A 23,129-nucleotide genomic window follows, 5' to 3' on the forward strand; every position below is an offset into this window, starting at 1 on the left:
GAGCCCTCCTTTAGTCGGCATATCGGTTTGCCGGTTTTTCCAGTCCGAAATGTTCTCTGAGCGTCGTTCCTTCATACTCTTTTCTGAACACGCCCCGTTCTTGTAAAATCGGAATCACTTTGTCTACAAAAAGAGTGAGACCTTCAGGCAAAAGCGGCGGCATGATGTTGAAACCGTCACAAGCTTGTTTTCCGACCCATTCTTCCATCTTATCGGCAAGCTGTTCTGGCGTTCCGACAAAGATATGATGGCCTCTTGAACCCGCCACATATTTGTACAGCTCGCGGATGGTCATGTTATCCCGTTTGGCCATCTCCTGAACGAGCTTGAACCGGCTTTTAACGGCATTCGACGCATCCGCATCCAATTCAGGAAGCGGGCCGTCAAGCGGGCAGGCGGAAAGGTCGACGCCGCCCAGATAGTTTTGCAGAATGTTCAGGCCGACAGACGGAATGATGAGGTCTTGGAGCTCTTCATATTTTGCCTGCGCTTCTTCTTCGGTATCGGCAATAACGGGAAAAATTCCCGGCATGATCGCGATTTTTTCAGGATCACGGCCGAAAGAAGCCGCTTGTTCTTTAATAGATTGATAGAATTCCTGCGCGGACTCCAAATGATTTTGCGCGGTGAAAATGACTTCCGCCGTTTTGGCTGCCAGCGCTTTTCCGTCTCCTGATGATCCGGCCTGAATAATGACCGGGCGCCCTTGTGGTGTGCGGGCGACATTTAACGGCCCTCTCACGGAGAAATATGTTCCTTTATGGTTCAATTCATGCATTTTGTCTTTATCGAAAAAAGCTCCTGATTCTTTGTCACGGATAAAGGCGTCTTCCTCCCACGAATCCCATAATCCTTTGACGACTTCAACGAATTCTTCCGCGCGCTGATATCTGAGATGGTGCTCAAGATGCTTTTCGCCGCTGAAATTAAGCGCGGTCGATTCAATCGAAGATGTGACGACATTCCAGCCCGCACGGCCGTTGGAAAGATGATCAAGCGATGCAAATTGTCTCGCGATATGGAACGGTTCGCTGTATGTGGTAGATGCGGTCGCCGTCAGACCGATGCGGGATGTGACCTGAGCGAGCGCCGACAGCAGCGTAAACGGCTCAAAGCGCGTCAGCACATTCGGATGTGATTTGCCGTCTATTGATAAACTGTCCGCCAAAAACAGCATGTCCAATTTCCCCCGCTCAGCTGTTTTCGCCAGTTCTTTGAAATAATCCAAATTCATGCTCGCGTCCGCCGGTGCCTGAGGATGTCTCCAAGAAGCGACATGATGGCCGGTGCCCGCGAGAAACACACCGAGTTTGATTTCTTTTTTCTTTGTCATGATGGATCTCCTTCTATTCTGAAATACGGTTCGGAAAACATTAACACGACTAAACCTATATTTCCTAGTAATTTTATAAGAATAAATCAAAATGTACAATTGTCAGGCAAGTTTGTCAATGCATTAAGACAAAAATCATGATTTTTAAAATAACCCGGCGCACCGGCCGGGTTATTTCTTCGAAACTGTATAGACGGTCCCTTTGACCTTTTTCTTAATAACGGCAATGATAAGCAGCAAAACGGGGAACAGCACTTGAAACGGAAGATGAATATAGATCGGCACAATGTTTAAGCCTTCATTCATGTGTTCCGAAAAATTGCTTGCGATGCTGATGGAGAGAATCAGCACCCCCAATCCGACCGGGAAGGCCAGCTGGGACGGATTTTTTTCTTTAAACAGCGTGGACACGCCCACGACAACCGCATATGTAAAAAGGCTGACTTTGAAAAAACCGCCGATGACGAGCACGAGCATGAAGAAGACATCCAGCCGGTCTAAAAACTCTTCCACTTTAATTGTCTGTATGGTGCTCAGCAGCGGAAATTGAGAGCGGAGCATTAAGTTGACGTCCAGCACACAAATATTAATCGCCACTGACATTGCCAAAAACAGCCCGCTGATGATAATCGCCATAAATCCGGTTTTCTTCACCTTTTTCCGATCTTTTAAATAAGGGAAAATCATGACAAACACGATTAATTCACCGAACGGGATGAACATCGTCTGTTTAAACACGGAATAAATGACCGTTCCTGCACCCTCCGCTAAAACGGGCTGGAGAAATCTGAGGTTTATCGTGCCTGAGCTGATAATGAGGATCAGCCCGACGGCTGTCAGGAAATACATAATGCCAAACAGCAGCTCGCCGGCTCTCGCTATCACTTCAATTCCCTTTCTGACCGCAAATATCGCGGCGATCATCAGCATGGCATTCACAATTAAAATCGGCGTGTCCTGATAGGCGAAGGTGACAAGCATTTCGCCAAAATCCCGCAATACGCGGGCGGCGATATAAGCAAAATAGAGAATATAAAGAAGTGAGACCGCCCAGCTCAGATGTCTGCCGATCAGTTCGTTCATGTAATCTCTCGGAGAAGACTCAGGAAAAAATTGATACAGCGCCTGATAAACGTAGAAAAGTCCGAGACCGGTAACGCACCCGAGAAGCACGGACAGCCATGCATCCCGCCCGGCCATCGTGCCCGGCGGGATCAATAACGAACTGCCCAATTCAAACAAAATGATCATAATAAACAGCTGACGCGTGCCGATTTTCGCATTTTCCATACGCTTCGCTCCTTTCTCCTCAAATCAATCATGCTCAAGCTTGTCTGAGAGAGGATTATTCCGCAAGCCCGTTCTTCTGATAATGACTTCCGTTTTGACATCTACGGGGAGATTGGGGAAATATTCTTCATCCCACTTCCCTTTGAACTTTTTCCATTTGTCCGGATGCTTCCGATAGATCAGGTCTCCGAAGCCGACGAAGTCATTCTTATGGGCTTTTATATCTTCAATCGATTTGGTGATATCTTTCTCAAGCTGTACGCTGAGCGCCTTTTGCATCGTCATCAGCACTTGCGGATCAGACAGATGGAAAGGGTATCTGACAGCGTCCACCAGCCCCTCGACCTGAGCATGCACGTGAATATGCGGTTTTCCGTTCGGAAAAGTGGCCGTCACCTTTGTATTCTGGCGGGTGACCTGCAGACTGATTGCATGCTTCACGTTCTTCCAATCCGCATTGATGAACGTATGCTTGATCCTATTGAGCAGCCATACAGCTCCCACACTGTCGTCATCCTCAATCCAGTAATCCAGCCTCCCATCCTTTTTGAACACCGCCAGTCCGTCCGCTGACAGCACTGCTTTCGGTTCAGTTGTCTGCGTATTTTCCATCGTAGGACCGGCTTTATCGTCTCCGTGCATTTCATAACCAGGAATAAACGGCGACCCGGTCGGAGAAGCGAGATCAATCAGAACGTCCTGAAGACTGGTTTTAATGACTCTGCCGTATTGTTCCTGCGTGAAGCTGAGCGTCTTGTTCACTTTATTGGAAGGGATTTTATCAATCGGCGTCAGCACTTTAATAATGTCTTCCGCCTTGGAATTATGCGCAATCACAACGGTTGCGGTCGTCCTGAATTCGGTGTCGCGGTCAAGATTGTCCAGAATAAAACTGAGCCCTTCCTCTTTCGCCAGTTTTTCACTGAACACCACGAGATTCGTATGCGCAAAATAGAGCCTCCTGGACACTTTCATCGAGCCTTTTCTCAAAGCTTCCGTCAAATTGTCTCCGGACACCGAATAGACGGAAACCGGAGGCCGGTCTCCCGCTCCGCCGCCCTGCAGACCGCCGGCCACGTTTCCCGGATTGATAATTTGAAAGTGAAGGACGTACTTTCCCGTTTCGGTCCGGTCAATACCGATCGCGGAAATCACCGCTAAATCGGTCAGCTCCCTTTTATCCCAACATCCGGATACAAACAAAAGGGAAACCATCGTACAAAGGATAAGCATCCATTTACGTCTCTTCATTACCGTCGCCCTCTTCTACATCTTTATTAACCATTCCTCTGGATGTCTCCGGTTTCGGTCTTTGATGTTCCCCTTGGCGCCTGTTGTTTTCCTGTACGAGCAGTCCCGGCCTTTTTTCATCCGCCCATAACGGAGCGCGGAGGAGGGAATCCTTCAGTCCGCCCGGGGTTAAAGGAGCGAGCGGGGACATATACGGAAATCCGAATGAACGCAGGCCGCACAGATGGACAAACATCATGATAATGCCCAGAATCAGCCCGTAAAATCCCATGACCGCCGCCGACAGAATAAAGAGAAACCGGATCAGCCGCGCAGATATCGCCATGTCAAAAGCCGGGGTCGCAAAGCTGGCAATCGCCGTCAGGGCGACGACGATAACCATGGCCGGGGAAACAATGCCGGCCTGTACGGCGGCCTGGCCGATGACAAGCGCTCCGACTATGGAAACGGCGGAGCCGACAACTCTCGGAAGCCGGACACCCGCCTCCCTGAGAATCTCAAAGGCCACTTCCATCGTCAGCGCTTCAATCACGGCCGGGAACGGCACCGTCTCCCGCTGGGCCGCGATGACAATCAGCAGCTGCGTCGGAATCATTTCCTGGTGAAAGGTCGTCGCCGCCACATAAATCCCCGGCGCCACCAGTGAAATGAAGAAGATCAAAACCCGCAGCACCCTGATGCTGGTGGCGATATCAAATCGTGAATAATAATCCTCAACCGATTGAAAAAATTGAATAAATAAGGCCGGCGCGAGGAGAACGAACGGCGTTCCGTCCACTATAATCGCAAATCGTCCTTCCAGCAGATTCCCCGCCACAACGTCCGGCCGCTCCGTATGATATACGGTGGGGAACACAGAAAACGGCGCGTCTTCAATGAGCTGTTCAATGTAGCCGGATTCCAGAATGCTGTCGATGTCAATGTGCTTCAGCCGCTTGCGGACTTCCTTAATCAGCTTTTTATCGCAAATTCCGTTAATATACATCAGCGCGACATCCGTATTCGTTTCGTGTCCGATCTCCATTTTTTCAACCCATACATCAGGCGTTTTTACATACCTGCGGATCATGGAAATATTGGTTTGCAGAGATTCAGTGAATCCCTGCCGCGGGCCGCGGAAAGAGACCTGAGTGCTCGGCTCTTGAATGGACCGGTGCTCTCCCCCTTCCGTGCTGGCGATCAGCGCCTTGTCAGCCCCGTCGACAAAAATGAGCGTGCTGCCCGCCACCAGCCCGGCATAAAGACTTTTCCATTTTTCCTCCTCTTTCACCCCGCCGATCGCAAGCGTTTTATCGTATATCAGGCAGACCGCTTGTTCCGGCTGAACGGACGGAATGTCGATTAAATCCTCCAGAAGGGATTGGCTGACAAGCTGTTCGTCTACCAAACCGGCGATATACACAATTGCGGCCGGAAGCTCTTCTTTTCCGATTTTCAGCCGGCGGATGACGACATCGGCACTGTTGCCGAACCTCTCAGACAGCTTCTTCATATTTTGCTTTAAGCTGAGGGAGATCGGCTCATCCCGCTCTTTGTCCGGCTGGCTGTCCGCTTCTTTTCTGTCTTCATTGTCACGGTCGTTTCGATCGGCTTTTTTTTGTTTCTTCTGCTTAAAAAATGGCGGCATATCGCAAAAAACCTTTCCTCGTTTTTTTCATATTCTTCCTGTACGGCAAAAGATTATGCACGGCGGAAAGTCTGTATAAATTTTGCGTAATCGAAAAGGATAAAAAGGGAGAGTGTTGCTCATGAAAATATTGGGAGTTTCATTTTTTTTGCTGGCTGCCTTGCTGGTGATTTCAATCGCGATGGATATGCTGCAAGGTTTCAGTTTCTATGGAGCGGTCCAAAACAACCTGTCCGCTTTTAAATTGACCACCTTCTCAGAATGGCTGATGCTGTTTTTATTCGCCCTCTTTTTAATCAGAGAAATGATTGCGTTATATAAATCAGGTAAAAAAGATGCCTGACAGGCGCACGGCTGTATTGTGCCAAAAAAGAACACATCCCTCCTTCTCTCGGAGTTCATGTGTTCTTTTTATTTTTCCGATGCAGATTGTTTTCAGATGACGATATTTCCGCTTTCCGTATCTGTCGTGTGTTTCACAATGACGCCTCTGATTATGCGGTTGCCGATGATTTTGGTGCTTGCGGAGGAATTGGTTTGGATGGCGGAAGCAGAAGCGGCGGAAAGGTTGTTGATGGTATTGCCCGACACGAGGGAATTGGAGGCTCCGTTCAGATAGATGCCGATCGGGCTGCCCGCCGTTCGGTTGATCGTGAGCGTATTGTCTATGACTTCATGCGTGCCTGAGTTCAGATACACGGTAACGATGAGCGGTGATGATTCAAAGCGGTTGCTGATGACAGAGGTTCCCGAGGATGTTGAACTGAATACGGGATAGTTTTTATAGTTCTTAAAGAGATTGCCTTTGATGACAGCCCTTGCGTCATTTGTCACAGATACGGCATAGGACTCCGCGGCGCCCTGATACGCATTCGGAATGAGCGTATTTCCTTCAATAACGGCATTTCCGCCTGTGACCCATATGCCCCGGCTGAACGATGTCAGCACATTTTGTTTTACGGTGATATTGCCGGCCGACATGCTGATTCCGTCTGTCACCTGATTCAGAGTGTTATTCGTAAAGACGGCGTTTTCCGAAAGCGTCGCCCGCATCCCCGTGCTTCGTCTCGTTTCGGAACGTCCGTTTTCAATGACATTGCCGTCAACGGTCACATCTTCTGCCTGATAGACGGAAATGCCCGTATTTTCAAATTGATTGATTTTGTTGTGGGTGACGAGGACGCTTTTTCCCCTTACATCTATTCCGGTGGAAAAACCGGTAATCAGATTGTTGGAAATGACGGCATTGCTGCTGTCCTGTCCTTGTGACACACCTTGTCCGGCGACTGCGGTCCTTGAGCCGCCGTCTGACCGAAAGAAGACATTCCCCGAAATGACGGTATGTGCCCCATACCCGTAGCTGATTGTGTTATCGGAATGATTTCCTTCAATTAACACATTATATCCGTTAAAACTGGTGACTGAGCTTGCGGCGTTTCCGGAAAAGAAGTTGTTGCGGACCGTAATATGAAGAGCTTCCTCATAATCAATATCGCCTTCTCCGTACGATTCAATATCGATTCCGAATTTCGGAGCCGTTCCGTTCCCTTGCCCGGCGTCTTCAATCACGCATTCTTCCACCGTAACGGTATGGCAGCCGGTGATTGAAATGTTGTTCCGCCTTGACTGCCTGATCTCACAGCGGCGGATGGTCACCTGTTCTGAAGTTTCGTAATCACTGTTTGTTTTTAACCCGAGCGGGCTGACAATTATGCCGTCTCCCGTAAAATCCGAAATCTTCACATTTTCGATCAGCACATTGCTGCTGCCTTCAATACAGATTCCAAACCCCCATTCATGGGTCGACCGCAAAGGGACATTGGTATACGTGTGTTCATCCCGTTCCCCGATGATCCGGCCGCCGGTGATGGTGACATTTTCACGCCTGCCTATATAGAAAGCCGAGTAGCCCCAGGAGCTGTTCGGCGCCACTTTAATCGTGCATTCCGGATCTAAAACGATGGTGAGATGGCTCGGCACGTTAATCCCGGCGTTCCGAAACGGCTGGCTTCTGTCCCCGCCAAGCGTGCCGTTGATTTTATATGTTCCGGGCGGAAAAAACACCGTATGACAGCCTTCGCTTACGGCCCTGGCCAAGCATTGATTGATGGCTACCGTCACGTCGGTTTTTCCGTCTGCCGCCACACCGCAATCCGTAATATCCAATATACAATTCGGCAAGTAATAATCTCCTCCTTCCTCTCTTATTGTCATCTTATTCCGCCATATCCCGCTCCGCCTGTACATACTTTAAATTTTATTAAAAAAGTTTATAAAGATAGTTTCGTCAGATAATATAACAAAATAAGTCATTGGAATTAGGAAGATTCGTCTATATTCAACGTTTTAATATCTTTTCATTCTGGAATTTTTTGAATTCAGTATAAATTATATTGACACAAGTATTATATAAGAATATGATTTTTGTAATACACTTTTTTAAGAAAGGGTTGGCTCAGGTGGCATCTATTGATAAGGACTCTATAACAGAAACTGTGCCGCAAAGAGGCTTTTTCGGTCATCCCCGCGGCTTGTTTACACTGTTTTTCACCGAATTTTGGGAGCGTTTCTCCTACTATGGTATGAGAGCCATATTGCTTTACTATTTATACACGGAAGTCGCTCATGGCGGTCTCGGCTTTGATAAAACGACCGCAGTTGCCATCATGTCCATATACGGGTCTCTCGTATACATGTCGAGCGTCATCGGCGGATGGCTGGCCGACCGGGTATTCGGCACGGCAAACACCGTATTTTACGGCGGAATTTTAATTATGTTCGGGCACATCGCTCTTGCCTTCCCTGGCAGCACGGCGGCGTTTTTTACCAGCATGGCTCTGATCATTATCGGAACCGGCCTGCTTAAACCAAACGTATCCAGCGTTGTCGGAGATTTATATACGAAGGAAGACGAGCGCCGCGACTCAGGTTTCAGCATCTTTTACATGGGGATCAACCTCGGCGGATTGCTTGCGCCGCTAATTGTCGGAACACTCGGACAGAAGTACAACTACCACTTAGGCTTCGGATGCGCCGCGGCCGGTATGTTCCTCGGACTGATTGTTTTCGCTCTTACGAGAAAGAAATACCTCGGCAAAGCAGGCTCCAATGTACCGAATCCGATTTCTAAATCATCAGTGATCGGCACGGGAATCGGAGTGGTCATCGCAGCAGCCGTTATCGTCGTTCTGATTCAAACCGGCTGGCTGACGATCCAGCGTGTGATTGACACCGTCAGTATCCTCGGCATTGTCATTCCGGTTATTTACTTTATCGTGATGTTCACAAGCAAAAAAGCGACGAAAACGGAAAAATCACGGCTTGCGGCTTATGTTCCGCTGTTTATTGCAGCCGCAATGTTCTGGGCGATTCAAGAGCAGGGCGCGACGATTCTTGCTTTATATGCGGATCAGCGCACGAGACTTTCCTTTGCGGGCATGCATCTTGAGTCTTCATGGTTCCAGTCTCTGAACCCGTTATTCATCGTTATTTTCGCGCCGGTGTTCGCGTGGATCTGGATGAAGCTCGGCAAACGCCAGCCTTCAACACCGATTAAATTCGCGATCGGCATTATCCTTGCCGGATTATCATTTTTAGTCATGGTGCTTCCGGTTATGGGCGGAAGCGGCGAGCTTGTGAGCCCGCTTTGGCTTGTGCTCAGCTTCCTTTTGGTTGTGCTTGGTGAGCTTTGCCTTTCACCGGTCGGTTTATCCGTCACAACGAAACTTGCGCCTGCCGCTTTCTCAGCGCAGACGATGAGCATGTGGTTTTTAACAAACGCCTGCGGTCAAGCCCTGAACGCAAAAGTAGTCGGTTTGTTTGATAAGATTTCTGAAGCGGCCTACTTCGGCTCAATCGGTCTTATTTCGATCATTCTTGGTATTATTTTGATTCTTCTATCTCCCGTTATTAAACGGGCGATGAAAGGCGTACAATAAAAGAAAAGCCTGCGGAATCGTCCGCAGGCTTTTTTTATGCGTCTATCGTTTTAACTCCTCAAGTGTTTCTCTCCATCTCTTCAAGACATCTTCCGGTTCGTGGAGCTGGATGGCCGGTCCGGATGTCAGATCCGCGTATTTCGCCCGATCTTCCTTGACGGTGATCACGCGGCAGCTGAACCGTTCCCGCTCGTGTTTCGCCTCTTTCAGCGGCGGAAGCGCCTCACATTCCAATGTGACGTAATATGCGGCTCCTCCGTGCCAGGCGATGAAAAGCGCTTGTCCCGAATGCAGCAGGCTTTTTACGGTCGTCGTGTTTTTCCATAAGGCGAGCCGGAGATTTGTTCTGCTCACGGCCACGATTTCACCGGCGCTGATCATAGCCGCGTGCGGACGGCCTTCTTTTGTCACAGATTGCAGCACAAACGCGTCGTGCTGCTTTTTTTCAAGCTCCGTCCCATCTAAAAGTCTGTAAAGCGCCTCCGGCAAGTGCTCCGTCAGCATTACGCTTTTCTTTCCGGGACAGCGGGAACATGTGCGGCCGTCTCCGTTTCTTTCGGATCAATTTTAAATGCCGGGTTGAATGCCGCCGGATTCGTGATGCTTTCCGGTTCACAGGATCTCCATGTGAAAAAGCAGGTTTGGCATTGGTATATTTCCCAAGCGCCTTTGACCGGCGATTGGCTGACGGTTTCTCCTTTTTTCGATTCACAGCGCGGGCATGTTTTCATTGCAACCTCATCCTTTCTTATTGATTCATTAAGTCCATCAGTTTTTGTTCCCACTCTTTCGTTGTCAGCGGAGAATCAAGCGGCTGCGAATAATGGCCTCTTGTTTCCGGCGCGACAGGCGTTGTGGCGTCAAGAATCATTTTGTGTGTCATCCCTGCCGGATCAGACCCCGGGTCAAGCGGAAGGACGGACAGGTCAGGAATGATGACTGCATCGTGTTTCGGATGCATTTTCGTTGAGAGCGCCCACATGACTTGCGGCAGGTTAAACGGATCGACATCTTCATCCACGACAATGACCATTTTGCAGTAGCCGAGTCCGTGCGGCGTGGTCAGGGCGCGCATGCCGACCGCCTTGGCAAATCCGCCGTAGCGCGTTTTCGTGGAAATAATGGCGATCAGCCCGTGCGTATACATCGCATTCACGGCGACAATTTCGTTCGGATAAGCTTCCTTGAGCTGCTGGTAAAGCGGCACGCACGTATTAATGCCGATCATATAATCGCACTCCGTCCACGGCATGCCTAAGTATAAATGTTCAAAAATCGGATTGTTTCTATGATATACCCGTTTGATTTTGATCACCGGCATGCTGCGGCCGCCGGAATAATGGCCCGTGAACTCACCGAAAGGTCCTTCGTATTCCCGTTCTCCCGCAAGGATCTCTCCTTCCAGAACGACTTCAGCGCCCCAAGGGATATCTAAATCAGACAATTTAGATTTGACGATTCTGTAGGGCTCCCCTTGAATCGCGCCGGCCATTTCATACTCGGATTGATCGTATAACAGCGGAGTTGACGCAGCCGTCGTAATCACCGGCTCACAGCCAAGCGCGATCGTAACGGGAAGATTCACGCCGCGTTCTTCAGCTTGGCGAAGATGAATCGCAATATCATGCTGAGGCACGGGCTGAATGCCGAGGCGGTCTTTTCCCTTTACCTGCATTCTGTAAATGCCGACATTCTGCTTGCCGAAATTGTCCGGATCTTCAAGATCGCGGGAAATGACACACGCTTTATCCAAATAGTAGCCGCCGTCCCCCTGGTTGATTCTGAATAGCGGAAGGATGTCAAATAGATTGATATCTTCCGTTATTTCATTTTCATGAAACGGCGCGGTTTCTTCCCGTTTGACCGGCACCGGAAATGCATCGTACCGTTTGGCAAACTCAAAGAATTGTTCTTTTACAGGCGTATCTTTCGGCATGCCGAGCATCATCGCGTGATTCGGCCACGAGCCGATGACATTCAGAGCCACCTGCGCATGGTGATGTCCGTAAATATTGTTAAACAAAAGCGCAGGGGTTTTATCCCCGAGATTGCTGGCTGCACGCGCGGCGGCGCCCAGATCCGGCTCCGGTTTCACCTCTTCGTCGACTGTTAAGAGCTGCCCTTCTTTTTCAAGAGCGGCGAGAAATTCCCTAAAATCCTGATAGGCCATTATCAGATTCCTCCTTTTTGTTTTTCAATTCCGTACCACCGTTTCGCTTCCGGCAGACGGATGCCGAACTGATCGAGCGTCCGGAACACAATATGGTCGATCAATTCATCCATGTCAGCCGGCTTGTTATAAAATGCCGGCATCGGCGGAAGAATGACGGAACCCATTTTTGTAAGCGCTAGCATATTTTCTAAATGAATTTGGCTGAGCGGCGTTTCTCTTGTCAGCAGCACAAGTTTTTTCCGCTCCTTCAGAATGACGTCAGCCGACCTTGTCAGCAGATTGTCAGCCATTCCGGTGCGGATGCTTGCCAGTGATTTCATGCTGCACGGAGCGATGATCATCCCGTCCGTTTCAAACGAACCGCTTGAAATCGCCGCTGCCTGGTCTTTGTGAGAATACGTATAGGATGCGAGTTTCTCGACATCTTTTAACGTATAATCGGTTTCATGTGTAATGGTGACATTTGCCCAAGGAGACACGACAAGATGGGTTTCGATCTCCGCGGCTTTTAAATATTCTAAAAGCCTGATCCCGAATATCGCTCCCGTTGCCCCGGTCATTCCGATGACGAGCTTCATATTGACCCCTCCTTTACGCTTGAAATGTGGTGTCAAAACCATCATACTCCTGATATATCCATATGAAAAATATTCGTTAAATCTATGTATCATACCTTAAAGGTATAAAAGAAAGGAGCGAGCGTTCTCATGGATATCCGGCAATTGCGTTATTTCATCACCATTGCCCAAGAGCAGAAAATCACGACGGCCGCCAAAAAGCTCCATATGGCACAGCCGCCTTTAAGCAGACAGCTGAAACAGCTCGAAGAAGAATTGGGCGTCATTCTGTTTGACCGCAATAAAAAGAAACAAATGACCCTTACATATGAAGGAAATGTCTTTTTGAAAAGAGCGAAAGAGATTCTTCATAAGTTTGAGGATGCCATTATCGAGGTACAAGAGCTGAAGGAAGAAGTGGCCGGCACACTTGCCGTCGGGTCAACCATTTACTGCGCCGCGCTCATGCTTGAGAAAGTGTCACAGTTGAAAGAGCGGTATCCGCATCTCACCTTTAACATTTGGGAAGATGAACCCGTCTCACTGCTTGAGCTTCTGGAAACCCGGCAGATTGACGCCGCCGTCACCACCACCTTGATTAAAAACGACGGCATTGAATCGAAGGAGCTTGAAGACATTCCGTGTGTATTGGTGCTGTCCGAGCATTCAAAACGACTGTGCGGAGAAACGATTAAACTGAATGACATCGCCTCTTTGCCTCTGATCCTTTTGCGCACCGTCAATGGAAGAGGTGTGTATGACCAAGTCCTCCAAGTTTGTGAACAGTATGGTCTCGACCTTCAGGTTGTCTGTGAGTGCCATGACTCCGCGACGCTCTTGAGCCTCGTATCATCAGGGTTCGGCGCCACAATTCTGCCTTTGACGATGATTCCCGTCCATATGCGCTCGCATGTCAAAACGGTTATCATCGAAGACAACCCGTTTGTCATGACACCGGCCGTCATCTGGAGGAAAGACAGCTACCTGCCGAAGCCTGTCAGACAGTTTTTGGAATTATTTTGATCCCGGAACACGAAGAATTCCCGCTCATGAAAACCAATTACTTGACTCATACTAAAAAAAAGTTATCCTTTACAATTGGGAGCTATTTTTTCTCAATAAAACTACTCAGAAAAGTGGGGAATAAAGAAGATGAAAAAAGCATTATTCGCTTTGTTCATGATGGTCAGCATCGCAATGCTTGCAGCCTGCGGAAACTCACAGGACAGCGGATCTAAGTCAAAAGACGGCGATCTTTGGGCTTCTGTCAAGAAAAAAGGCGTACTGACCGTCGGCACAGAAGGAACGTACGAACCGTTTACCTTCCATGATAAAAAGACTGACAAACTGACCGGATATGATGTTGAAGTGATTCAAGAAGTGGCGAAACGCCTCGGTCTGAAAGCTGACTTTAAAGAAACACAATGGGACAGCATGTTTGCCGGATTAAACGCGAAACGGTTTGACGTCGTCGCCAACCAAGTCGGCAAAACAGGCCGTGAGAACCAATATGATTTTTCTGATAAATACACAACGTCAAATGCAGTCGTCGTGACGAAAAAAGACAGCACGATTGCGAAAGAGGCTGATGTCAAAGGAAAAACAGCGGCTCAGTCATTAACAAGCAATTACAATAAATTAGCGAAAGAAGCCGGCGCGAAAATTGAAGGCGTTGAAGGCATGGCGCAATCCCTTCAGCTCATTCAGCAGGGCCGCGCTGATCTGACTTACAACGATAAGCTTGCCGTACTGAACTACTTAAAAACGTCCGGCAATAAAAACGTGAAAATCGCGTTTGAAGCAGGCCAGCCGCAGCAGACGTATTTCGCATTCCGAAAAGGAAGCGGCGAACTTGTGACTCACGTCAACAAGGCGTTAAAAGAAATGAAAGAGGACGGGACTCTTTCTAAAATAGCGAAAAAATGGTTCGGCGAAGATGTTTCTAAGTAACTTGCCGGAGCCCGTGATTGCAACAGCCATTCCATGGGATTTGGTGCAGCAGTCATTCTGGCCGATTCTTTCCGGGGGAATCTATTACTCGATTCCCCTTACCATTCTTTCCTTTATTTTCGGAATGATCATCGCGCTGATGACGGCGCTCGCCAGAATGTCAAATATGAAACCGTTGAGATGGGTGTTCAGCGTATACGTATCAGCGGTGCGCGGCACTCCTCTTCTCGTTCAATTGTTCATCATTTTTTATCTGTTCCCGACATTTAATATTACGCTGGACCCTTTCCCAAGCGCAGTCATCGCGTTTTCATTAAACGTGGGCGCCTACGCTTCTGAAATCATCCGGGCATCTATTTCATCCGTGCCGAAAGGGCAATGGGAAGCCGGTTATACGATCGGCATGACCTATCGCAAGACATTGTTCCGCGTGATCCTGCCGCAGGCGTTTCGCGTGTCCATTCCGCCATTATCAAATACATTTATCAGCCTGATCAAGGATACATCTCTCGCGTCACAGATTCTCGTCGCGGAGCTGTTCAGAAAAGCGCAGGAAATCGGCGCGCAAAACCTTGATCAAATCTTGGTCATCTATATTGAAGCCGCCTTTATTTATTGGATCATCTGCTTCTTGCTGTCAATCGTACAGCACGTGATCGAACGGCGTCTCGACCGTTATGTGGCCAAATAAGGAGGTTTCGATATGCTTTCCGTCAAAGGATTAAATAAATCATTCGGACAGAATGAAATTTTAAAAAAGATAGATATGGAGATAGAAAAAGGGAAAGTCATCGCCATTCTGGGGCCGTCCGGTTCAGGAAAAACGACGCTTCTGCGCTGTCTGAACGCGCTTGAGATTCCCAATCGCGGCGAGCTGGCATTCTCCGATTTTTCAATAGATTTCTCCAAAAAAGTGAAGCAGGCTGATATTCTTCGCCTCCGCCGCAAATCAGGCATGGTCTTTCAGGCGTATCATCTGTTTCCTCACCGCACGGCGCTTGAAAACGTCATGGAAGGACCCGTTCAAGTGCAAAAGCGCGACAAGGAGCAAGTCAGAAAAGAAGCGATAGAGCTTCTGGAAAAAGTCGGACTGAAAGACAAAATGGATTTATATCCGTTCCAGCTTTCCGGCGGTCAGCAGCAGCGTGTCGGCATCGCCCGCGCGCTTGCGATTCAGCCCGAGCTGATGCTGTTTGACGAACCGACGTCAGCGCTTGATCCGGAGCTGGTCGGCGAGGTGCTCAAAGTGATTAAGGATCTGGCGAACGAAGGCTGGACGATGGTCGTCGTCACCCATGAAATCAAATTCGCGCAGGAAGTGGCCGATGAAGTCATCTTCATTGACGGCGGCGTCATTGTGGAACAAGGACCGCCGGCCCACATTTTTTCCGCGCCGAAAGAAGAACGCACGCAGCGGTTTTTAAATCGTATACTGAATCCTTTGTAGGAGCGGGAGAAGAAGCGAAACACTGATTTCGCTTCTTCTTTTTTTTGGCGGTTATGCTACAATGACAATTAATGAAATTTTATGAAAGGAGGGACCTCTTTGAAGCGGGAATTCTTGATGCGCTGGACGTTTTATTTTGCCGGTCTGTTGATTTTGTCTTTCGGGGTATCGTTAACCATTAAAGGAAAAGCTCTCGGCATCAGCCCTTGGGATGCCTTTCATTATGGGCTTTTTCAGCATTTCGGGCTTTCTGTCGGCCAATGGTCCATCGTGGTCGGCGCGGTCATTGTGGCTTTAACCTGCCTGTTCACGAGGACACTCCCGAAAATCGGCGCTATCTTAAACATGGTGCTGATGGGAATGTTTATTGATTTCTTTTCGTTTCTGCTTCCTGAGACGCACGCTTTTTCCTTAGCGGCCGTGTGTTTTTCTATCGGATTGCTGCTGATCGGCTGCGGCGTCGGTATTTACGTATCAGCAGGGCTCGGCGCGGGCCCCCGGGACTCTCTGATGATGCTGATATCTGAAAAAACGGGCTGGAACGTGCAATGGGTGCGGAACGGCATTGAGCTGACGATTCTTGCCGCAGCCTGGATGATGGGCGGACCGATCGGCGCCGGAACCATTATTACGGCTGTTTTGACGGGGCTGATTCTGCGTTTTTCTTTGCCGCAGTCCTCTAAGCTGTTAACATACGCGATCTCCGGGCGGGCAACGTCCGTTCATTAAAAACAAAGCCGAAACGGTTTTGTTTTTTTATTTTCGGACAGCTTTCGTCTGATATGATAGGATGGTTTTGACAATATTTTCAGACGGAGGATCTGGACATGAAGATTTACGGAGTATATATGGACCGCCCGCTTTCTGCAGGGGAAGAGGATCGGATGATGGCAGCCGTGTCCGCCGAAAAGCGGGAAAAATGCCGGCGCTTTTACCATAAGGAGGATGCTCACCGCACCTTGATCGGCGACATGCTGATCCGCACCGCTGCGGCGAAGGCTTACGGACTTGATCCGGCCGGGATTTCATTCAGCGTTCAGGAATACGGAAAGCCGTACATCCCCGCGCTTCCGGACATGCACTTTAATATTTCCCACTCCGGTCGCTGGATCGTGTGCGCCGTTGATTCAAAACCGATCGGCATTGATATTGAAAAAATGAAGCCCGGCACGATTGATATCGCCAAACGGTTTTTTTCGCCGACGGAATACAGTGATCTGCAAGCGAAACACCCCGATCAGCAGACCGATTATTTTTACCACCTGTGGTCGATGAAAGAAAGCTTTATCAAACAGGCCGGAAAAGGGCTTTCCCTGCCGCTTGATTCATTCAGCGTCCGCCTCAAAGGCGACGGCCATGTGTCCATTGAGCTTCCGGACGGGCATGAACCTTGTTTCATCCGCACATATGATGCGGACGAGGAGTATAAGCTGGCCGTTTGTGCGGCGCATCCCGATTTTTGTGATGGGATTGAGATGAAAACGTATGAAGAGCTGCTGTAAGCATAGAAAAAGGAGGGTGTCCCCCTCCTTTTTTGTCAGCCTGATATTTCCGCCTGTTTCTGCAGCTGCTTGGCTTCTTGATAAATTTCTTCGAACAGATCCGCGATGTGTTCTTCTTCAACACATGAAAATGCGATTCGCAAATCGGTTTCATTAATGGATATCGTCCCGATTCCTCTCTTTTCAAGCAACGACACTCTCAATTCGCCGGCGTTTATGTCTTTCAGCCGGACACACATGAAATAGCCCGAGTTAAACGGATAAGGCGTCCATACGTCTTCATAGTGCTTGTTTTCTGCAAGAACGGCTTTCACTTTGTCAGCCCGTTTTTTCATGATGTTATATTTCAGCGATTTTTCTTTCTCGTATTCCGGTGACTGCATCGCCCGCAGCATAAACGTTTGGGACGGGTGCGGGGCGCTTGAAATCGTTCCCCTGATAATCCCTTTTGTTTTTTCCTCGAGCACGCGCAACGCTTTTTCGCTTTTTGTGCTGTACGTAATAAAACCGACGCGGAAGCCCCACGCGTAATTTTCCTTCGTCGCGCCGTCTATTTTCACGCAAAGCACCCGGTCGTGCACTTGGGCGAGTTTGCTGAAGATGGATTCCTGAATGGCCGTTTCATCGTAAAACAGATTGTAATACGCATCGTCTACGAGCACGACAATCTCTTTGCCGGCCTCCGCCGCCTCCAGGATCACGCTGACGATTTCTAACGCTTCCTCTTCTCCCGGCGTATAGCCTGTCGGATTATTCGGGAAATTCAGCACGACAATCGCCTTTTCTTCCTGCTTTTTCAGCAGCTCGGACAGCCCCGCCGCATTAAAACGCCCATCCTGCTGAAAAAGCGGGTACGTCTCAATGGATGCCTTGCGCCGGACACCGAAAATGAAATTGTAATTTCCCCAATATTTATCAGGCAGAAGCAGTGTATCCCCTTCATTGACGAACAAGTCGGCGGCGATGCTCAGCCCGTGTGTTAAAGCGTTTGTCACGATCGGCGTGCTGATGTCTTTGCCGGCTAATGAAGGATTTTCGAGACGCATTTTTTTCAGCCATTCCTGTCTGAGCGGCTCTTTTCCCTGCGGCGGAGCATAATCGTAGATATCATCGGGGTTATAGGCGGACAGTGTCTCTTGAATATGGGAAAAGTGCATGGACTCGCCTTGTGAGGTGGCGATTCCGATCGTGGCATTATACTTTCCGGCCTTGGCTTTCGCTTCCGCCGATTGTGTCAGCACCCCTTTCGGATAAAACAACTCTCTGCCCAAATCAGAAAGCATATGAAGCACGTGCGGGTTTTCTTCAGATAATGTTCTGTTCAGCTCTTTTGCTGCATCATTCATGTACGACAATCCCTTCAAAATTATATTCCATCAAATCATAACATAAAATTTTTGATAAATGAGAAAACGCGCGGGCGGATTTTGTTACAAAAAACAGACAGCGAATGCTGTCTGTCATATCCTATAACAATTGGCCTGCCGTGCTCCTGTTAATAATCTCATAGATTCGTTCCGCCACTTTTTCAGTTTCACTTAATATGAACATGTGGCCGTCCGAAAACTCATGAAATACGGGATTGTCGGCCCATTTTTTCCATCCGTCCGCATCTTTGATACATTTTTTATCTTTCCGCCCGTTAAATATATGGACGGGTGATTGAATCATGTGAGAATCAGACGGACGGAAGCTTTCAAGCGCGCGGTAGTCGGATCTGAAAGAAGGCAGGAAAAATGACATGACCTCCTTATTCTCCACTAACTCCTGCGGCATTCCGCCAAGCTCGATAATATGGGCGAGAAATTTTTCATCATCAAGATGAGACACTTTTTTCCTTTCCACGTGCGGCGGCTGAATGGCTGAGATGATCACGGCCTGCGGGTAAATGCCCTCCCGCTCCAGCTTTTGCGCCAGCCTGAAAGCGACCATGCCTCCCATACTGTGGCCGAACAGCACAAACGGGCGGTCAGGATGGAGATTCAACTCCTGCTTGTATAAACTGACAAGCTGTTCAAAATCATCAACGGGGGACATTTGATTTGTTCCGTGTCCCGGCGGTTCCGCGGCAAGCATCTCACACTCACCTTGAAGATAGGTGTGGAGCGGGCGGAATGATGCGGAATAGCCTCCTGCGAACGGAAAACAGATAAGCTGCGTTTTTTCTGTGGTATCGAACGATTTAAAGAGCTGGACCATTGGCGGGCTTCCTCCTTTTCTATCGTGAAGTTGTCAGCTTCAGATGTTCCTTCCTTAGGAATTCGAGCAAATATGCCGCATTCCTTTCGAGACATTCTCCCTGAAGCATTTCTGCGTGAGTACCGCAGCCTTTTTTCACACGGTATTCACCTGTCGTGGCTTCCTCCCACGAAGCGAGCCACGGCGGCATCGCAAAGTCCGGTTCTGACGTTAATAGATCTATATCCGCTTTGACCGTGCCGGTGCTGACGGTATGCACGAAATAAGAATAAAACGCGTTTGTTTTTTTGGCGAGACCTTCTTTGACGGCTTCGTTATTCAGCGCTTCATTGTCCCGGTTTACCTTCATCAGCGCCTGGACATCACTTTCTACGGTGCGGCCTTCTAAGTCGCTGATGCCTTGTTTTTTATAAGAATCAACCATGATCAGCCGCTCCACTTTACGTCCTTCGGCTTCAAGCCGTTTGGCCGTTTCAAAGGCGAGCGTGCAGCCTGCCGAGTATCCGAACATCTTGACCGGTCCTTCCGGCTGGAGCTGATTGATCAGCTCTGTGTAGCGTTCGATGCGGTTGTCTTCCTCGATAAAATCAAACGCACAAATTCTATAGCCGGACAGCTGTTTTGCCAGCGGCTGGTACATCAGCCCGTAACCGAGAACCGGCGGGAACGCAAACAGTGTGTCAGACTGATTTTTATTCATGATGGTGAGATCTTTCATTCCTTTTTCTTCACCGTGAAGCAGATAACCGGCAATGTCTGCGATTGTCGTCGCTTCGAATAACAGCTGCACCGGAATGTCCGTACCGAGCTCTTTTTTAATGCGCGACGCTGCCGTCATCGCTTTTAAGGAATGGCCTCCGAGCGCGAAGAAATCATCATGAATCCCAATCTGCTGTCTGCCGAGGATGTCGGACCAGATGTGTGCAATTGTTTCTTCCGTCGCGTTTCGAGGCCCGATCCATTCTTTCGCCAGCTGAGTCTGATCCGGTTTCGGCAGCTGCCGTTTATTGACCTTCCCGTTTGTCGTTAACGGAAGCTCCTCTAAGAAAGTAAAGGTTTGCGGCACCATGTAAGCAGGAAGCTGTTTTTTCAAGTGCCTCTTTACGTCTTCAGCTGAAAGCGGCATCCGGTTCACGAGGTAGGCGTTGATTGATGCATCTCCGTACTCATGGCGGTCCGCAACAACGACCGCATCTTTCACACCCGGGTATTCCTGCAGCTGCTTTTCGATTTCTTCAAGCTCAATCCGGTGTCCGCGTATTTTGACCTGGTCGTCAATACGCCCGGCGTATTCAATTGTTCCATCCGGCAGCCAGCTTGCTAAATCCCCTGTGCGGTAAAGCGTTTCTCCCGGCTTGAACGGATTTGGAATAAACGTTTGCTTCGTCAGGTCATGACGGTTCAGATACCCTTTTGATACACCCATTCCGCTGATGCACAGTTCACCGACAGCCCCAAATGGCTGAAGCTGATTTTGCCCGTTAAGAATATAAACACTTGCATTGCTGATCGGCTTTCCGATCGGCAATGAGGAAATGGAATCCGGTATATCATGCACGACGTGAGCTGTCGCAAACACCGTTCCCTCAGTCGGCCCGTAGCAATTAATCAGCTTGCCAGGCCCCATGATCTCAAGCGCCTTTCTGACGTGAGGCACAGACGCGCGCTCACCCCCGAATAACACACAGCGAAGCCCCTTCAGCCACTCCTCTCCTGCATCGGTGAGAAGATTAAAAAGTGCGGTTGTCGCAAACATGACATTGACATTCTCCTGCCGGATCAGATCAGTGAGCCGTTCTGTATCAAGCAATGTATGTTCATCTGCGATAATGAGCCGTGCCGCATTCAGTATTGATGCGTAGAAATCAAAGGTAAATGCGTCAAAGGCGTAATTGGAAACAGATAAGAACGTATCTTTTTCAGAAAATGCCATGTAATCTACATGCTTGACCAATCCTTGAATATTGGCATGAGTGGTGATATTGCCCTTCGGCTTTCCGGTTGTGCCGGATGTATACATAATATACGCCGGATCATCGGGATCAATTGCGGTTGCAGGATCGCTTGCCTGTTCCTCAAACCGTGCTTGATCATCGATGATGAGTGTTGTTCCTGTATACGGCAGCTGAGCCGCTTTTTCTTTCATCTCCTGATGTGTCAGCAGACAGGCTGCCGCACTGTCAGCCAGCATGTACGAGATTCGGTCTTCCGGCAGCTTCGGATCAACCGGCAGATAAGCCGCTCCTGCTTTTAATACGCCGAGAATGCCGATCACCAGTTCAAGCGAGCGCTTCGTGTACAACGCGACAACGGAGCCTTTGCCCGCACCTTGCTTTTGCAAACGGCGCGCAAGACGGTTCGCTTCCTCATCTAATTCGCGGTAGGAAAGAGTCTGGCCGAAATACGTAAGCGCCGGCGCATCAGGATTTACATTCACCGCTTCCTTGAACCAATCCGTCAGAGGCTTCGCCTGATGAGTCTGAGCCGGCGGGTTTAAGCCGGTAAGCAGAAGCTCTCTTTCCTTTTCATCAACAAGTCTGATCGTATTGACAGGCTGATCCGGCTTCTGGATGAGCTGCTGAATCGCAGTGAGAAGCTGAGATTTTAAGCGCAGGATAAACGCCTCATCAAACACATTCCCGTTATAGGCAAGCTTAATCAGCATTTCATCACCTGGAGAAGCCATCAGGTTGAGATCATAATTCGATTTCTCAAAAACATGGACGTCCTCCATATCAAAGCCGTTTTCACTGTTCTCTTCATTTTTTGCATCCTGAAGCGGATAATTTTCAAACACAATGATGTGGTCAATCAGCTTTGGCTGATCGGCCTGGCTTTGGATGTCATAGAGCGGCACATATTGATGCGGCTCAGACTGCAGCGATTGCTCCTGCAGCTGCTTGAGCAAGCCGTTAAATGTGGTATCCCCAGACAGCTTCACCCGCCTCGGAACAGCATTGATAAACAGCCCGACCATATGTTCAACGCCTTTGATTTCTGCGGGACGCCCGGAAACGACTGTGCCGAAGATCAAATCGCCGGACTGCTGGTAGCGGCTGATTAATACACTCCAAACCGCCTGCAGCGCCGTACTCAAAGTGGTATGCTGCGATTTTGCAAGCTCGGTAAATGCTTTTGTTTCCGCCTCCGGCAGTGAGAAGAGCAGCTCTTTCGGCTCATAGCCGTCCTTTTGTTTCTTTCTTTGCTCCGCAAATGTCGTTTGTCCTTCAAAATCTTCTAAGTACCCGCGCCAGTAATGCAGTGATGCTTGTTTATCCTGCTTTTCAAGCCACTTGATATAGTCTTTATACGGTTTGACCGGCGGCAGGCTGTACGGCTTTTGTTCGCGCAGGGCATTATATACCTTAAACAGATCCTGCACGACGATGCCGAAGCACCAGCCGTCCAAAATGATGTGGTGGTAGCTCCACACCCATTCAAAGCTTTCTTCCGATTTTTTAAAAATGGCTGCCCGCATCGGAATATCCCGCGTCAAATCAAAGCCCTTGATCTTATCCTGTTCTTTGTATTCATTGATTTTGGCTGTTTGCTCGCTGTCCGTTACATGTGTCAGATCGATTTCTTCTATCTGAAACTGCCGTTTTTTCAATACGACTTGGACCGGCCTTTTTACTTTTTCGTGAATGAACACGGTACGAAATACATCGTACCGGTCCATAATCACATTCATGCTTTCTTCAAGGCATTTGATATTCAAGCTGCCTTTTACTTTCATTGTCATTTGTTCGATGTAAAAACTTTGGCCGGGATTCAGGAGAGTATGAAACAGCATTCCCTCCTGCATCGGCGACAAATAATACATGTCCTGAACTTGATCTTTTTTGAACTGGCTCATCTGCTC

20 protein-coding genes are annotated in these 23,129 nt (G+C 48.9%); 8 read left to right on the forward strand and 12 right to left on the reverse strand.

The window, feature by feature from the left end:
- Positions 1-10 precede the first annotated feature (10 nt).
- From BXO87_RS17215 to gerKA, 4 genes are all read right to left on the reverse strand, one after another.
- Positions 11-1,336, reverse strand: coding sequence for an LLM class flavin-dependent oxidoreductase (locus BXO87_RS17215; protein ID WP_029326230.1), 1,326 nt, complete (start codon positions 1,334-1,336; stop codon positions 11-13).
- Positions 1,337-1,504: 168 nt separating this feature from the next.
- A complete protein-coding gene (locus BXO87_RS17220; protein ID WP_032872864.1) occupies positions 1,505-2,623 on the reverse strand; it encodes a GerAB/ArcD/ProY family transporter in 1,119 nt (372 codons plus the stop codon).
- A gap of 24 nt (positions 2,624-2,647) precedes the next feature.
- Complete coding sequence (locus BXO87_RS17225) at positions 2,648-3,874, reverse strand: Ger(x)C family spore germination protein (RefSeq protein WP_038456939.1); 1,227 nt, start codon at positions 3,872-3,874, stop codon at positions 2,648-2,650.
- Positions 3,861-5,501 carry a spore germination protein GerKA gene (gene gerKA, locus BXO87_RS17230; RefSeq protein WP_038456938.1) on the reverse strand — a complete coding sequence of 547 codons (1,641 nt, stop codon included), beginning with the start codon at positions 5,499-5,501 and terminating at the stop codon, positions 3,861-3,863. The genes BXO87_RS17225 and gerKA overlap by 14 nt, the downstream gene beginning before the upstream one ends.
- Before the next feature lie 121 nt (positions 5,502-5,622).
- On the opposite strand from gerKA, the gene BXO87_RS17235 reads away from it, so the two are divergent.
- Positions 5,623-5,844 (forward strand): YczF family membrane protein, encoded by a 222-nt coding sequence (locus tag BXO87_RS17235; RefSeq protein WP_038456937.1) that lies wholly within the window; start codon positions 5,623-5,625, stop codon positions 5,842-5,844.
- 92 nt (positions 5,845-5,936) lie between these two features.
- On the opposite strand, the gene BXO87_RS17240 is transcribed toward BXO87_RS17235, so the two are convergent.
- A complete protein-coding gene (locus tag BXO87_RS17240; protein ID WP_038456936.1) occupies positions 5,937-7,682 on the reverse strand; it encodes a right-handed parallel beta-helix repeat-containing protein in 1,746 nt (581 codons plus the stop codon).
- 278 nt (positions 7,683-7,960) lie between these two features.
- Here BXO87_RS17240 and BXO87_RS17245 point away from each other — a divergent pair, with 278 nt between their 5' ends.
- Entirely contained in the window at positions 7,961-9,439 is a 1,479-nt protein-coding gene (locus BXO87_RS17245; protein WP_032872853.1) for a peptide MFS transporter, read from the forward strand.
- Between the two features lie 42 nt (positions 9,440-9,481).
- On the opposite strand, the gene BXO87_RS17250 is transcribed toward BXO87_RS17245, so the two are convergent.
- From BXO87_RS17250 to BXO87_RS17265, 4 genes are read right to left on the reverse strand one after another with little or no spacing between them, the layout of a single operon-like run.
- Positions 9,482-9,943 (reverse strand): hypothetical protein, encoded by a 462-nt coding sequence (locus BXO87_RS17250; protein WP_038456934.1) that lies wholly within the window; start codon positions 9,941-9,943, stop codon positions 9,482-9,484.
- Positions 9,943-10,170, reverse strand: coding sequence for a non-oxidative hydroxyarylic acid decarboxylases subunit D (locus tag BXO87_RS17255; protein ID WP_007410250.1), 228 nt, complete (start codon positions 10,168-10,170; stop codon positions 9,943-9,945). Before BXO87_RS17255 ends, BXO87_RS17250 begins: the two co-directional genes overlap by 1 nt.
- Before the next feature lie 17 nt (positions 10,171-10,187).
- The gene (gene bsdC / locus BXO87_RS17260; protein ID WP_038456933.1) at positions 10,188-11,609 is read right to left on the reverse strand and encodes a phenolic acid decarboxylase BsdC; all 1,422 of its coding nucleotides are present in this window, start codon (positions 11,607-11,609) and stop codon (positions 10,188-10,190) included.
- A 2-nt stretch (positions 11,610-11,611) separates the two neighbouring features.
- The gene (locus BXO87_RS17265; RefSeq protein ID WP_087920750.1) at positions 11,612-12,226 is read right to left on the reverse strand and encodes a non-oxidative hydroxyarylic acid decarboxylases subunit B; all 615 of its coding nucleotides are present in this window, start codon (positions 12,224-12,226) and stop codon (positions 11,612-11,614) included.
- Between the two features lie 93 nt (positions 12,227-12,319).
- On the opposite strand from BXO87_RS17265, the gene BXO87_RS17270 reads away from it, so the two are divergent.
- From BXO87_RS17270 to BXO87_RS17295, 6 genes are all read left to right on the forward strand, one after another.
- On the forward strand, positions 12,320-13,192 hold the full coding sequence (locus BXO87_RS17270) for a LysR family transcriptional regulator (protein WP_038456932.1): 873 nt from the start codon (positions 12,320-12,322) through the stop codon (positions 13,190-13,192).
- A gap of 129 nt (positions 13,193-13,321) precedes the next feature.
- A complete protein-coding gene (tcyA, locus tag BXO87_RS17275) occupies positions 13,322-14,119 on the forward strand; it encodes a cystine ABC transporter substrate-binding lipoprotein TcyA (RefSeq protein WP_003156373.1) in 798 nt (265 codons plus the stop codon).
- A complete protein-coding gene (locus tag BXO87_RS17280; RefSeq protein WP_032872846.1) occupies positions 14,106-14,810 on the forward strand; it encodes an amino acid ABC transporter permease in 705 nt (234 codons plus the stop codon). The genes tcyA and BXO87_RS17280 overlap by 14 nt, the downstream gene beginning before the upstream one ends.
- Before the next feature lie 12 nt (positions 14,811-14,822).
- On the forward strand, positions 14,823-15,566 hold the full coding sequence (gene tcyC, locus BXO87_RS17285) for a cystine ABC transporter ATP-binding protein TcyC (RefSeq protein WP_007609342.1): 744 nt from the start codon (positions 14,823-14,825) through the stop codon (positions 15,564-15,566).
- Positions 15,567-15,647: 81 nt separating this feature from the next.
- Positions 15,648-16,295: a YczE/YyaS/YitT family protein gene (locus BXO87_RS17290; RefSeq protein WP_079891851.1), complete on the forward strand. Its 648-nt coding sequence runs from the start codon at positions 15,648-15,650 to the stop codon at positions 16,293-16,295.
- Between the two features lie 98 nt (positions 16,296-16,393).
- Entirely contained in the window at positions 16,394-17,068 is a 675-nt protein-coding gene (locus BXO87_RS17295) for a 4'-phosphopantetheinyl transferase family protein (RefSeq protein WP_038456931.1), read from the forward strand.
- A gap of 35 nt (positions 17,069-17,103) precedes the next feature.
- On the opposite strand, the gene BXO87_RS17300 is transcribed toward BXO87_RS17295, so the two are convergent.
- The 3 genes from BXO87_RS17300 to srfAC form a co-directional block, all read right to left on the reverse strand.
- Complete coding sequence (locus tag BXO87_RS17300; RefSeq protein WP_038456929.1) at positions 17,104-18,414, reverse strand: aminotransferase class I/II-fold pyridoxal phosphate-dependent enzyme; 1,311 nt, start codon at positions 18,412-18,414, stop codon at positions 17,104-17,106.
- A gap of 121 nt (positions 18,415-18,535) precedes the next feature.
- Positions 18,536-19,267, reverse strand: a complete 732-nt coding sequence (gene srfAD / locus BXO87_RS17305; RefSeq protein WP_038456928.1) for a surfactin biosynthesis thioesterase SrfAD — start codon at positions 19,265-19,267, stop codon at positions 18,536-18,538.
- A 19-nt stretch (positions 19,268-19,286) separates the two neighbouring features.
- Complete coding sequence (gene srfAC / locus BXO87_RS17310; RefSeq protein WP_038456926.1) at positions 19,287-23,123, reverse strand: surfactin non-ribosomal peptide synthetase SrfAC; 3,837 nt, start codon at positions 23,121-23,123, stop codon at positions 19,287-19,289.
- Positions 23,124-23,129 lie beyond the last annotated feature (6 nt).

Origin of the sequence: Bacillus sp. GZB, from assembly GCF_001975995.1 — a bacterium.
GTDB lineage: Bacteria > Bacillota > Bacilli > Bacillales > Bacillaceae > Bacillus > Bacillus velezensis.